11 protein-coding genes are annotated in these 13,265 nt (G+C 64.9%); 10 read left to right on the top strand and 1 reads right to left on the bottom strand.

Annotation, left to right across the window (positions count from 1 at the left end; all coding sequences use genetic code 11):
• The 7 genes from cydB (at window position 1) to BN3560_RS06375 (ending at window position 9,015) form a co-directional block, all read left to right on the top strand.
• On the top strand, window positions 1-1,038 hold the full coding sequence (gene cydB, locus BN3560_RS06405) for a cytochrome d ubiquinol oxidase subunit II (RefSeq protein ID WP_087191523.1): 1,038 nt from the start codon (window positions 1-3) through the stop codon (window positions 1,036-1,038).
• Window positions 1,039-1,168: 130 nt separating this feature from the next.
• A complete protein-coding gene (locus tag BN3560_RS06400) occupies window positions 1,169-2,290 on the top strand; it encodes a DUF4190 domain-containing protein (protein ID WP_224767827.1) in 1,122 nt (373 codons plus the stop codon).
• Between the two features lie 246 nt (window positions 2,291-2,536).
• Window positions 2,537-5,158 carry a molybdopterin-dependent oxidoreductase gene (locus tag BN3560_RS06395; RefSeq protein WP_096227446.1) on the top strand — a complete coding sequence of 874 codons (2,622 nt, stop codon included), beginning with the start codon at window positions 2,537-2,539 and terminating at the stop codon, window positions 5,156-5,158.
• Between the two features lie 15 nt (window positions 5,159-5,173).
• Window positions 5,174-5,746 carry a 4Fe-4S dicluster domain-containing protein gene (locus BN3560_RS06390; protein ID WP_087190279.1) on the top strand — a complete coding sequence of 191 codons (573 nt, stop codon included), beginning with the start codon at window positions 5,174-5,176 and terminating at the stop codon, window positions 5,744-5,746.
• 68 nt (window positions 5,747-5,814) lie between these two features.
• A complete protein-coding gene (locus BN3560_RS06385; protein ID WP_096227445.1) occupies window positions 5,815-6,480 on the top strand; it encodes a TorD/DmsD family molecular chaperone in 666 nt (221 codons plus the stop codon).
• A gap of 36 nt (window positions 6,481-6,516) precedes the next feature.
• Window positions 6,517-8,187: an ATP-binding protein gene (locus tag BN3560_RS06380; RefSeq protein WP_096227444.1), complete on the top strand. Its 1,671-nt coding sequence runs from the start codon at window positions 6,517-6,519 to the stop codon at window positions 8,185-8,187.
• A gap of 114 nt (window positions 8,188-8,301) precedes the next feature.
• Window positions 8,302-9,015 carry a response regulator transcription factor gene (locus tag BN3560_RS06375; RefSeq protein WP_167380490.1) on the top strand — a complete coding sequence of 238 codons (714 nt, stop codon included), beginning with the start codon at window positions 8,302-8,304 and terminating at the stop codon, window positions 9,013-9,015.
• Between the two features lie 148 nt (window positions 9,016-9,163).
• Here the strand turns inward: BN3560_RS06375 and BN3560_RS06370 are convergent, their stop codons facing one another.
• Complete coding sequence (locus BN3560_RS06370; protein ID WP_096227443.1) at window positions 9,164-9,607, bottom strand: GatB/YqeY domain-containing protein; 444 nt, start codon at window positions 9,605-9,607, stop codon at window positions 9,164-9,166.
• A gap of 323 nt (window positions 9,608-9,930) precedes the next feature.
• On the opposite strand from BN3560_RS06370, the gene BN3560_RS06365 reads away from it, so the two are divergent.
• The 3 genes from BN3560_RS06365 to trhA all read left to right on the top strand — a co-directional run bounded on the left by BN3560_RS06365 (window position 9,931) and on the right by trhA (window position 13,217).
• Complete coding sequence (locus BN3560_RS06365) at window positions 9,931-10,419, top strand: PH domain-containing protein (protein WP_096227442.1); 489 nt, start codon at window positions 9,931-9,933, stop codon at window positions 10,417-10,419.
• Entirely contained in the window at window positions 10,419-12,422 is a 2,004-nt protein-coding gene (locus BN3560_RS06360) for a PH domain-containing protein (RefSeq protein WP_154270162.1), read from the top strand. Before BN3560_RS06365 ends, BN3560_RS06360 begins: the two co-directional genes overlap by 1 nt.
• A 123-nt stretch (window positions 12,423-12,545) precedes the next feature.
• Window positions 12,546-13,217, top strand: a complete 672-nt coding sequence (gene trhA, locus BN3560_RS06355) for a PAQR family membrane homeostasis protein TrhA (protein ID WP_224767824.1) — start codon at window positions 12,546-12,548, stop codon at window positions 13,215-13,217.
• The last annotated feature ends 48 nt before the right edge of the window (window positions 13,218-13,265 follow it).

Below are 13,265 nucleotides of genomic sequence, written 5' to 3'. Positions count from 1 at the left end.
ATGGAAATGACCTTCTTCAACGTGCTGTGGTTCTTCCTGATCTTTGTGCTCATCGGCGGGTACTTCGTGCTCGACGGGTTCGACTTGGGCGCAGGCGTGCTGTACCCGTTCGTGGCGAAGGACGATCACGACAAGGCTGTCGTGCGCCGCAGCATCGGGCCGGTATGGGACGGCAACGAGGTGTGGCTGCTCACGGCCGGCGGCGCGCTGTTCGCGGCGTTCGCCCCCGCGTACGCCACCACGTTCAGCGGGTTCTACCTGGCGGTCATGCTGGTGCTGTTCGGGCTTATCGTGCGTGCGGTGTCGCTTGAGTACCGCGGGCACGACAAGAAGTACGGCAAGGTCTGGGACGGCTGCTTCTTCGTGGGATCGCTCTTGCCGGCGCTGCTTCTGGGCGTGGCCGTGGGCAACATCTACGCGGGCATTCCCATGGATATGAACGGCGATTACGTGGGCGTTCCGTTGCTGGGCCTCATCACGCCGTTCACGCTGCTGTGCGGCCTGCTTGGCCTGGCCATGTTCTTGGCGGCGGGCGCTGCGTGGATCGCGCTCAAGGCCCCGAAGCCGTCCGCCCTTCAGGCGCGTGCGGCCGGCCTGCGGCTGCCGCTGCAAATCGCGGCGCTCGTGCTGTTCCTGGCGGTGTCGGTGTACGGGCACTTCGTCATCCAGCCGGCCATGGACCCAGCGCTCGGCATCGTACGCTGGCTCTTTGCCATCCTGGCGGCGGGCGGCATCGTGGCGTCCATCGTGCTGGCGCGCAGCAAGGGAAGCGACAAGGGCGCCTTCCTCGCGCAGTCGGTTTCGGCATTTTGCCTGGTGGGACTTCTGGCGGCCTCGATGTTCCCGAACCTTGTGGTGGCGTCGGCCGGCAGCGCGGGCCCGTCCATCACGCTCATGAGCGCTGCGTCGTCCGAGCTCTCGCTCATGTGGATGACCATCATCACGTGCGTGGGCCTGCCGCTGGTATTGGTGTACCACGTGATCATCTATCGCACGTTCCGCGGGCGCATCGAGGACGACGACCTGGCGCACTACTAACGCGAAAGCTGCGGAACCTTCAACGAAAAGCGGAATCGAAGGCCGGCCCGATTTGCGGGCCGGCCTTACTTTACTCTAGTATTGTGATAGAGTATTGTGCAATAACGAGCCTGATCAGAAAGGAACGACTATGGCAGACGATCAAGATCGGACGGTTCCCTTGCCCGAGAACTCCGAGCCGCAGCAGCCGGGGGGCGAGGTGACGCCCGCTGCCGAGCCTGCTCCCGGATCCGCTCCCGAGCCGACGCCCACCGCGCCGTCCGCTGCATCGCCCACCCCGCCTCCCCCGCCCGCTCCGGGGCAGGACCAGCCTGCGCAGCCGTACCAGCCAGCCGCGCCTTACGGCCAGCCGCAGCAGCCTGTAGCTCCCGGCCAGCCCTTTAACCCGTACGGCCAGCCCGCTCCCGGCTACTACCAGCAGCCCGCCAAGAGCGGCAAGGCCACGGGCGCGCTCGTGTGCGGCATCTTCGCCATCCTGCTGGCGTGGGCGCCGCTTTTCGGCATTATCCTGGGCATCGTCGCCATCGTGCTTGCGGTGAAGGCCGTGAAGGAGGCCGGCAAGGACGGCAAGGCAACCGGCGGCAAGGTATGCGGCATCATCGGCATCGTGCTCTCCGTGCTGTCGTTCATTCTGTATCTGGTCATCGGCTTCGGCGCCATGGCCTACATCGCGGCGAATCCCGGTTCGGTGACGGTGGTGGACAACGCACCCTATTCGGATTCGAACTCCGGGCTCGCTGCCACCGAGGACGAGAAGCAGGCCGAGGCCGTGGCCCAAGCGGAGCTCGACAAGCTGAAGAACCAGGACCCGGCATTCGTGCAACAGCTTGCGGCCCAGCTCGATGCCGAGTTCGCCGACAGCGCCGGCTACAGCCTTGCCGAGCTGGGCGTAGATCCGGTTGCGTTCGTCCAGTGGCTGCTGGCCGACTTCGACTACCAGCTTGACGGCACCTACACGAGCAGCGATGGCACCGGCACCACGTATGCCGACGTGACCATGCGCGACGTGTACGCGTTCGCCGGCGCCTTCATGACGGACGCCACGGCGTTCTCGCGCTCCACGGAGGCGGGCTCGATGGACGAGGCGGCCGTTAAGGCCAAGCTCGGCGAGCTGTTCAATGCCGCCATGGAGAAGACCACGGACACGACCGAGACCTACATCGGTGTTGACCTGGTGAAGCAAGGGGATGCTTGGGTCGTAGACGAAGAGTCCTGGTCCGATGAGACGGAACTGCTGTTCGGCAACCTCTAAAACTCCCCGCGCGGCCGTCCTTTGCGGACCGCGAACGCCGACCATGCGGGAAGGCGGGCCCAGCGGCCCGCCTTCCCGCGTTTCAGGGATAACACGACCAGGGGAATCATTAATAATTGGGAAACATCTTCTTAAGAAACACTCAAGGTGGTGGCCATTGCTATTAACGCCGCCGGTTTGTAGTCTCATCGCAAGGCGCCGATAAGGTGCTGCTCCAAGGGGAAAGCACGAAAAAGGAGGGAAGAGATGACGAGCTACATGGAGAAGGTTCGGCAGTCTTCGGAGCTGAGCAGAAGAGGCTTCGTCAAAGCCAGCGCCGCCGCCACGGCCGCCCTGGCCGTAGGCGGCCTGGCTGGCTGCGCGCCCAACAAGGTGGAGCCGGCGAAGAAGGACGAGGCCGCCGACGCGCGCAACATCACGGACGGCACCTGGGTCACGGCGGCCTGCTGGCACAACTGCGGCGGTCGGTGCCTCAACAAGGCGCTCGTGAAGGACGGCGTGGTCATACGCCAGAAGACCGACGACACCCACGAGGACAGCCCCGACTACCCGCAGCAGCGAGCCTGCGTCCGCGGCCGCGCCCAGCGCAACCACGTGCTGTCCGCCGACCGCCTGAAGTACCCCATGAAGCGCAAGTCTTGGCAGCCCGGCGGCGGCGAGAATGCACACGGAGACCTCCGCGGCAAGGACGAATGGGAGCGTATCTCCTGGGACGAGGCGTATACCTACATCGCAGACGAGATCAAGCGCATCAAGGATGCCCATGGCAACCGCGCGTTCTTCGCCGACGGCGGCCCCGTTTCCAAGTTCCTAAGCCTCTACGGCGGCTACATCGGCCACTGGGGCACCACGTCGCGCGGCGCGTGGACGTACACGCCCGATGTGGTGGGCATCGCCCCGCAGCCGAACGAGGGCATCAACGACCGCCTCGACATGCGCAACAGCGAGGTCGTGGTCATGTTCGGCACGAATCCGGCCTGGTCGTCCGCCGGCAACCCCGCCTACCATCTGCTGCAGATGAAGAAGGCCGGCGCGAAGTTCGTTGCGGTCGATCCGTTTTACAACGACTCCTATGCGCTCGTGGACGCGGAGTGGATTCCCTGTCGTCCCTCGACCGACATGGCGTTGTTCTTGGGCATCGCGAACGCCATGTTGGAGCTTGACGGCGAGAAGGGCCTGATAGACTGGGATTACCTGAACACCCACACCGTAGGTTTCGACGCCGACCACATGCCCGAGGGCGAGGACCCGGCCGGCAACTTCAAGGACTACGTCCTGGGAACCCACGACGGAACCCCGAAGTCGCCCGAGTGGGCCTCCAAGATCTGCGGCGTGAGCCCCGAGAACATCCGCTACCTGGCCGGGCTCATGGGCAAGGACAACAAGGCCGCCATTCTCATGGCCTGGGCCTCCGCCCGCACGCACAACGCCGACTGCCTTCCCCAGCTGGTCATGACGCTGGGCGCGATGGGCGGCCACTTCGGCAAGTCGGGCCACATGTGCGGCCTGTCGTGCCATTCGCGCTCGTTCAACGGCGGCACGTACCTGATAGGCGCCGGCTCGAGCGAGCTCCCGTCCATCAAGAACCCGCTCGCTGCCACCGAGAGCATTAACGACACGGAGATGTGGAACGCCATCGTCGACGGCAAGTACACCTATGCGGGCGGTTCCACGAAAAAGGTTCCCGGCGAGCCGCGCGAGGTGGATATCAAGCTCATCTACCACGACAGCATGAACGCTAAGCTCCAGACCACCGACGGCCAGGCCAAGGGTATCGAGGCGCACCGCAAGGTCGACCTCGTGGTCACGCACTCCCTGTTCATGACCACGAACGCCGCCTACTCCGATTTCGTGCTGCCCATCGAGTCCTACTGGGAGAAGGAGGGCGGGTTCCTCCAGGGCAACCGCGAGGCGCTCATCTACCACTCTAAGGTGATCGACCGGATGTACGAATGCCTTTCCGACGAGGAGATCGCCAGCGAGATAGGAAAGCGCTTGGGACTCAACCCCGAGGAAGTGTTCCCCTTCGGCGTGAAGCAACAGTTGTTCAACCAGTTCGTGGGAGCGTACATCGTCGACGAGGCGGGCGAGAAGAAGCCGCTCGTCACCATCACCGAGGACGACATCAAGGAATGGGAGTGCGAGGGCGAGCCGCAAGAGGGCGTGATCGGGATGAAGGAGCTCATCGAGAAGGGTATGTACCAGATACCCCGCTCGCCCGACGACGGCTATAGCTACATCGCCTACGAGAAGTTCGTACAGGACCCCGAGGCGAATCCGTTGAAAACCGCCAGCGGCAAGCAGGAGATATACTGCGCGCCCCTGCGTGACGCCATCAACGGCATCGGCTACAGCAAGATCGAGGCCATTCCTACCTACGTCCCCCCGCAAGAAGGCGTCGAGGCCACGTTCAGCGACTTCGAGGCGGGCGTTAAGGGCGACTATCCCTACCAGGTGTACAACCCCCATTACCTGCGCCGCTCCCACACCGTGTTCGACAACGTGCAATGGCTGCGCGAGACCTGGCCGAACCCCGTGTTCATCAGCGCGCAGGACGCGCAGGAGAAGGGCATCCAGGAAGGCGACACGGTGCTGATCACAAGCCCCCACGGCAAGTGCCTCCGCACCGCGTGCCCCACGCAGCGCTTCATGCCGGGCGTTATCGGCCTGCCCCACGGTGCATGGGTCGATATGGACGAGGAAAAGGGCATCGACCGTGCCGGATCGGACAACATCCTTACGGGGCAGATACAGTCGGGCCAGGGAGTGTCCGGTTGGAACACCTGCATAGGCAACATCGAGAAGTACCAAGAAGAGCTCGCACCCGACAGCGAGCAGCCCCCGCGCATCCCCGAAGCGCAGATGTAGGAGAGGTGATCGACGATGAGGAACGGATTCTACTTCGACATGACCGCCTGCATCGGCTGCAGGACGTGCCAGGTTGCGTGCAAGGACAAGAACGACCTTGAGATGGGCGTGATCTTCAGGAGGCTGTCGGACTTCGAGGTGGGGGAGTACCCCGCCGTGCAGACCTACCACTACTCCGGCTCGTGCAACCATTGCGAGAAGCCCGAGTGCGTGGCGGCCTGCCCCAACGCCGCCATGTACATCGACGAGGAAGACGGCACGGTGCAGCACGACGATGAGAAGTGCATCGGCTGCCAATACTGCGTGAAGGCGTGCCCGTACGGCGTGCCCCAGCATATCGAGTCGATCCAGAAGACGCACAAGTGCGATGGCTGCATCGAGCTTCGCGCGAACGGCGAGCAGCCGGCCTGCGTGGCGGCGTGCCCGATGCGCGCCCTTGAGTTCGGGCCGATCGACGAGCTGCGCGCCGCGCATCCCGATGCGGTGAACGCCGTTGCGATCCTGCCCGAGCCGAAGACCGAGCCGAGCATCGCCATCGTGGCCAAGCCGGCGGCGCTCGAGCCCGACCCCGTGTCGGCGCTCATGTAACATCCGACGACAAGCTGCAGCGGCCCTCTCCCTCCCAGTCGCTGCAGCTTGCCCGTAAGGGGGACGATATGCGCTTCGATGATGCGGCGGGCACCGTGCTCGCCAACCGGTGTTTTCTCTACCGCTACCTTTGGCGGGCCTTCGCGGCCGAGCCCGACGACGCCCTGCTCGGCATCGTGGCCGACGCGCACACGCGAGAGGAATGCGCGCTGCTCGACGGCGAGGGCGGCGAGGGCGCGCGCCTGCAGGATGCGATCGCCGAGGCGGTTGCAAGTGGTTCCGATGGACTGCGCAGTGCGTACACGAAACTTTTCATCGGCCCGGCGAAGCTCCCCGCACCGCCGTGGGAATCGGTGTATGCTACCGGGGAGCCGCTGCTTTTTCAGGAGAGCACGCTTGCCGTGAGGGATGCTTACCGCCGGGCGGGCTATGCCGCTGCGGGGTATCCCCACGAGGCCGACGACCATCTGGCGGTTGAGCTCGACTTCATGGCCACGCTTGCGGCCGATGCGAGCGCCGCGTTTGGGGCGGGCGACGAGGAGCGCTGCGCTAACCTGCTCGCCGTGCAGCGAGATTTCCTGCGCGAGCACCTGCTCACGTGGGTCGCCGCGTTCGCTGAGCGGTTGGCGGGCAGCGCAGGGGACGGGGCCTTCTATCCGCGGTTCGCGGAGCTGGCAGCCCTCGTCTGCGCGCGCGACGCCGACGTGCTGGAGGAGCTCGCGGCCTCCGCGTGAGGCCGGGCCAAGGCGCTTGAGGGGAGGGGGAGCGTCATGGGGAACATAAAGCTGAAGACGAAGTTCGCGGGCCTGATCATCGCGCTGATCGCCGTGTCGCTCGTGGCCAACCTGGCCTGGACGTCCGAGAACAAGCGCGCCCAGATGGAAAACGAGCTGCGCGAAAAGGGCATGGTGCTGACCCAGCAGATGGACGCCGTCTGGGAGTTCATGGCCTCGAACCAGGACCGCCTCGAGCAGATATCCTGCACCGACGACGGCGTGTACCAGGGCCTCCACTGCGCTATCGCCGGCCGCAGCATAGGGCAGCTCTTCACGTCGCAATCCAGCTACACCACGCGGTTCGTGAACTTCAACCCGCGCAACCAGGCTGACGAGCCGGACGCCTTCGAGGCCCGCGCGCTCGACGCGTTCTACGCCGACCCGACCTGCCGCGAGTTCTACGAGATCACGCAGTACCAGGGCGAGGAGGTGTTCCGCTACCTGGCGCCCATGCGCATCGAGAAGAACTGCCTCGACTGCCACGGCGAGCCGGCCGGCGAGATCGACGTGACCGGCTATGCGAAGGAGGGTTGGCGCTCGGGCGACGTGGGCGGAGCCATCAGCATCGTCATTCCGCTCGACGTGTACATGGACAACGAGAAGAGCGCCGTGGTGCAGGACGTCATCTTCTTCGGGGGCATGCTGGTGGCATGCCTGGTTATCATGTACCTGGCGCTCACCTACCTCGTCACGCGGCCGCTCAGCAAGATCCAGGCGGGCGTCGAGCGCATCCAGACGGGCGATCTGGACGTGGAGCTGGCGCACACGGAGTCGTCGCGCGAGATGAACACGCTCATGACCGAGTTCAACGAGATGGCGCACGAGCTGGCCGGCATCTACAGCAACCTGGAGGCGCAGGTGCAGGTCCGCACCGCGCAGCTGGCCGAGGCGAACGCCGTGCTCGAGCGGCAGCGCGCGCAGCTGGAGGAGGCCAACGGCCGCCTGCGCGACGAGAACCGCTACAAGTCCGAGTTCCTTGCCATGATGAGCCACGAGCTGCGCACGCCGCTCACGTCCATCATCGCGTTCACGGAGCTGCTGAACCGCAACAGCGAGCCCGCCGACGAGAAGGAGGCGGAGACGCGGCGCGAGATCGAGGCGAACAGCCGCGCGCTCCTGCTCATGATCAACGACATACTGGAGATGAGCCGGCTCGACGCCGGAAGGATCGAGATGAATAGGGAAACGGTAGACTTGGGCGACATCGCGGGCATGGTGCAGGCCGTGGTGCAGCCGCTGGCGAACCGAAAGAACATCGCGTTCGCCTGCGAGATCGACCCCGACGTGCCGCTGATCACAGCCGATTTCGAGAAGCTGCGCCACGTGTTGGAGAACCTGTGCGGCAACGCGGTGAAGTTCACGCCGGAGGGCGGCGACGTGCGCCTGTCCATCAGCTGGCATCCCGAATGCGGCCAGGTGTGGCTGCGCGTCGCGGACACGGGCATCGGCATTGCGAAGAAGGACCAGCGGCGCATCTTCGACCGTTTCGTGCAGGCCGACTCGTCGGCGTCGCGCCGCTACAATGGTACCGGGCTGGGGCTCTCGCTGGCGAAGGAGTACGCCGAGATGCACGGGGGCACCATCTCCGTGGAAAGCGAGCCGGGGCGCGGCAGCGTGTTCGCGGTGCGCATCCCGGTGGACGGGCCTACCGAGGCCCGAGCGTGAACGCGGCGCTGTTTCTGGCGGCGCGTCCTAAAGGGGGCAGCGCCTCGCGGAGCGAGGGAGAGCTGCAGGATGGGCTGCTCGGGTGCGCAGCACGAGCGGAAGGGGAGGAACCGTATGGGGAATGCGGCGAAAGTGATGCTCATCGACGACGATGAGAGCTTGCACGTGCTCATGAGGCGCATCGTGGAGGATGCGGGCTATGCGTTCTGCGCGTCGTTCGACGGCGAGGAAGGGCTGACCCTGCTGGCCGACGAGAAGCCCGACCTGCTCCTGTTGGATGTGATGATGCCCGGCATGAACGGCTTCGAGGTGTGCCGCCGCATGCGCGAGGACGGCCGGCGCATTCCCATTATCTTCCTGTCGGCGAAGGGCGATATCGTGGACAAGAGCATCGGCTTCAAGGCCGGGGGCGACGATTACGTGGTCAAGCCGTTCAGCCCCGACGAGCTCTTGCTGCGCATCGAGGCGCATCTGCGCCGCCACAAGGACGACCTCGCGTTCGCGAAGGCCGTGAACCGCGAGGGAAGCGCTACCACAGGCGACCTGGAGGTGTTCTTCAACCAGTACGAGGCGCGTCTGCACGGGCGCAAGGTCGACCTCACGGCAAAAGAGTTCGAGATCCTGGCGCTTTTGGCCGCGAACCCCGGGCAGGTGTTCACGCGCGCGCAGATATTCGAGCATATCTGGGGCGTGGACAGCGAAGTGGATGAGAGCAGCATCACCGTTTTCATGCGCAAGATCCGCGAGAAGATAGAGGAGAATCCCTCTCAGCCGAAGTACCTGATCACCGTATGGCGTGTGGGCTACAAATTCGCCGAGCGCCGGTAGGGGCCGCAACGAAAGCCCCCAAGCGCAAGCCCCGCCTGGGGATCATCCCGTAGGGCAGGGGCTCTGGCCCCTGCCGCAATCCGTTGCACCATCCTGTTGCGCGCCCAACCCGCCACAGGCGACCCCGCCGCCGGTGGATCGCAGGCGGCTACGCCAAGCGCTGTCCCAGCTCCTTGGCGGCGGCCGCTTTGTCGAAGTTGCCGGAGGTTTTCTGCGTGAGGGCGCCCATGACGCGCCCCATGTCCTTCTTCGTGGAGGCGCCCATCTCGGCCAGCACCTCGCCGATGAGCGCGGTGAGCTTGTCGCCTGTCACCTGCTTGGGCAGGTAGCCTTCCAAGATGGCAACCTGCTCGGACAGCATGTCCGTGCGCTCCTGGTCGTTGCCGGCCTTGATGGATCCGTCGAGCGTCTCCCGCGTTTGCTTTATGAGTCGCTTGATCATGGCGTCGACGTCTGCGTCCTCGATGTCGCGCCGCTCGTTGACCTCGATGTTCTTGATCTCGCCATGCACCTGCCGCAGGATGGACAGCCGAACCTTGTCCTTCGCCTTCATGGCGGCCTTGATCTCGTCTTTCAGTTCGTCGTACTTCATCTTGCCCTCGCTTTCGTCATGCGGTTGCTTTGAGTTCAAAGTATACTGCACGACGCGCGAAGCCAAAAAACGAGAACGAATGTTTCACGTGAAACGCTCGTTCTCGTAGCGCCTTCGTTTAGGTGGAAGCCGGCGCTGCCGAACGGGCTGCGTCGGACCCTACGGCTCGGCGCCACCTGCTCCGTTGCACGGGAGCCGTGCGAAGGGATCTGGCCGCATCGGCGGGTAAAGCAAAAACCACGTTACAAGCTGGGCGATCGCATCGGTCGCAAACGGGTGCTCTGGTATGATAAGGACGCATATAGTTCGAGTGGAGGACGTTCATGAGAGACCTGCCTGCAAACCAGCTTAATCCTAAGATAAAGAACGTGTGGCGCATCAACGATGCCATATGGCTCACGGTGGTGTTCCTGTGCTGCTTCGTGCCGTTCGCCATCGCTGTGGCGGTGGAGTCGGCCGGGTGGATGTTCGTCGTGTTGGCGGCGCTGGCTGCCCTGTACGTGGTGGGCATGGTCGTATGGCTGGTCGTGCTGCCGCCCATCCGCTTCATGCGGTGGCGCTACGAGCTTTCGGACGACTACCTGGACATCGCGCGCGGCATCGTGTGGCGCAAGCGCTTCGTCATCCCGTTCATCCGCGTGCAGAACACCGACACGCGCCAGGGGCCCATCCTGCGCGCGTTCGGCCTGGCCAGCGTTACGGTGGCCACTGCTGCGGGCGAGCACGAGATACCGGGGCTCGACAGCCAGACCGCCGAGCAGCTGCGCGACAAGGCGGCCGAGCTTGCGCGCCTCGCCCAGGAGGACGTGTGATGGCCGACAACCAGCAACCTGCACGGCCCCCTGTCGGCCAGCCTCAGCCCGGTTTCAACCAGCAGCCGCCGAACCAGCCGTATCCCGGCCAGCCCTGCTGGAACGATCCCGTCACGGGGCAACCGCCTGCGCCCTCGGGGCAGCCGTATCCCCCGCAGCAGCCGGCGCCGTATCCTGGCCAACCGTACCCGCCGCAGGAGCCGCCGCGCCACCATGTGCATCACAGCTACATCTGGCTCGGCAGCATCCAGGCAGGGGCCGCCATGTTCTTCGTGGTGCTCGTCTCGGGCTTCTCCGGGTTCGTGGGGGCGTTGGCCGATGGCGAGACCATCGGCGGCGACCTTCCCCTGCTCATGCTGGTCATCGGCGCCATCGTGCTGGGCCTCGTGCTCATCATCGGCTTGGTGGCGCTTTTCCAGTGGCTGTCGTACAAGCACCTGTACTACGTCATAGGCCCCGAGGAGTTCAACCTGTACTCGGGCATCTTCAACAAGAAGCGCGTTCACGTGCCCTACCAGCGCATACAGTCGGTCGATCAGCGTGCGTCGCTGCTCCAGCGCCTGTTCGGCGTGTGCACGGTGAGCATCGACACGGCGGGCGGCTCGAACAACAAGGCCGTTCAGGTGCCCTACGTGCAGAAATCGCAGGCCGAGCAGCTGCGCACCGAGCTGTTCGCGCGCAAGCAGTACGCGACGGCCGTCCAGGAGGGCATGGCGCCCCAGGAGGCTGCCGTGGCCGTGGCGGCTGCAAGCGGCGTGGTGCTGCCCCAGGCGGGAGCGGCCGGCCAAGCGGCGGCGGCGGGAGCGGGAGCCGCCGGGCAGGCTCCCCACAACGTGCTGGACGCGCCGGCCGAGATATGGACGGACGTGCGCGGTGTGTTCGGCGGGTCGGCCGTCGACACCGGCAAGGTGAGCTACGAGTACGGCTTGAGCAACAAGGAGCTTTTGTTCACCGGCCTTTCGAACAACACGGCGTTCGTGCTCGTCATCTTGGGTATCCTGGGCGGGGCTGCCCAGTTCGCCAGCCAGATGGCGCCGGTTCTCACCGGCATGGTCGATCCCATCGTCGGTCAGTTCATGCTTTTAAGCGGCCAGCTGTTCGGCGGCAACCTCGTGGCTGCCGGCGTGGCCTTGGTGCTGGTGGTCGCAGCCGTGATGTGGCTTCTGTCCATCGTGGGCAGCGCCATCTCGTTCGGCGGCTTCCGCGCCTGTCGGCGCGACAACCGCATAGAGGTGGAGCGCGGCCTGCTGCAGCACCAGTTCCAGGGCGTGAGCGTCGACCGCGTCCAATCGGTCATCGTGAAGCAGAGCTTCATCCGCCGTTTGCTGGGATACTGCGAGCTCTCGCTCGGCAAGATCGATGCGGCGGCCGAAGGCTCCGACGAGCAGCAGAAGAGCCTGAGCCAGGGCCTGGTGGTGCATCCCTTCGTGAAGATGAGCCGCGTGCCCGAGATCCTCGCAGGGCTGGTGCCCGAGTTCGCCGGCGTGCCGGTGGAGAGCACGCCCGTGGCGCCCGTGGCCCTGCGCCGCGCGCTCATCCGTCGCGGCATCATTCAGGGAACGGGGCTGTGGCTCGCCGTCGTCATCGCCATCGGGCAGGTGTGCTCGAACGCATTCATCGTACCTGACGCCGATGGCCTCACGGTCCTCTTCTATATCAACACCGGCGCCTTCATCGGCTATGCGCTGTGCCTCGTGCTGTTCGTGTTGGACTTGGTGGGTGCCGTTCTGTGGTTCCGAGGCTCCGGGTTCGCGTACAACGAGCATTTCATGCAGGTGAGCAACGGCGGCTTCGCGCGTGAGACCGTGAGCTTCCCGCGCAAGAAGATCCAGTTCGGCTACACGAAGACGAACCCGTTCCAGCGCCGCGCCCGCACGGCCACGGTGAGCGCCCGAACCGCGGCCGGCATCGGCGGCACCACGATTCGCCTGATCGACGTCTGTGAAGAAGATGCCCGCAGCTGGCTCGATTGGCTCAAGCCGCGGGGAAATGTGGTAGAGTGAGGCATTATGAGCGCACAGGTAACACCCGATGCATCGGACAGCCGAAGTAGTACTTCCCCTTTGCCGGAGCCTCCGGATGAAACCCCCGCGGGTTGCAAGCCCGCCGCGGCCACGGCGCCCGCCGTGGCCCATTCCTCGGTAAGCGCGTTGGGCGAGGGCCACGTCGTTCGCGAGTACACCGTGGGGGAGGAGATAGCCAACTCCATCTCGCATGGCATAGGCATCGTGCTCGCCCTGGCGGCGTTGCCGTTCCTGGCCGTGCGCGCAGCCGCCCATCCCGAGGGCACCTATCTTGTGGCCGCGCTCGTGTACGCCTACTCCATGCTGCTCGAGTACACCATGTCCACGCTGTACCACGCCATCGCCGTCGACAAGGCGAAAAAGGTATTCAAGGTGCTCGACCATAGCTGCATCTACCTGTTCATCGCCGGTTCCTACACGCCGTTCTGCCTCATCTCGCTCGCCGATTCGGGTGGCCTGTGGCTGTGCGCGTTCGTGTGGGCCGTGGCGCTGGCGGGCGTGGCCAGCGAGACGTTCTGGGTGTTCCGCCCGCGCTGGATATCCGCCGTGCTCTACTTGCTCATGGGGTGGTGCGTCGTCTGGTTCCTGCCGCCGCTCGTCGCAGCGCTGTGGGGGCCGGGCCTGTGGCTGCTCGTGGGCGGCGGCGTGTGCTACACGATAGGCTGCATCTTCTACGTGTTGAAGAAGGTTCCCTATATGCATTCCATCTTCCACCTGTGGGTGCTGGCCGGAACGGTCTGCCAGTTCTTGGCCATCGCCTTCTATATTATGTAAGCGGCGCGTGCACGAGCGCGCGGGCATGACAGCCCCACGGTTGCCGGG

This window comes from Gordonibacter urolithinfaciens (assembly GCF_900199375.1).
GTDB classification, from domain to species: domain Bacteria; phylum Actinomycetota; class Coriobacteriia; order Coriobacteriales; family Eggerthellaceae; genus Gordonibacter; species Gordonibacter urolithinfaciens.
Note: the sequence above shows the minus strand (reverse complement) of the source record. Positions and strands in the feature narration are given on the sequence as shown.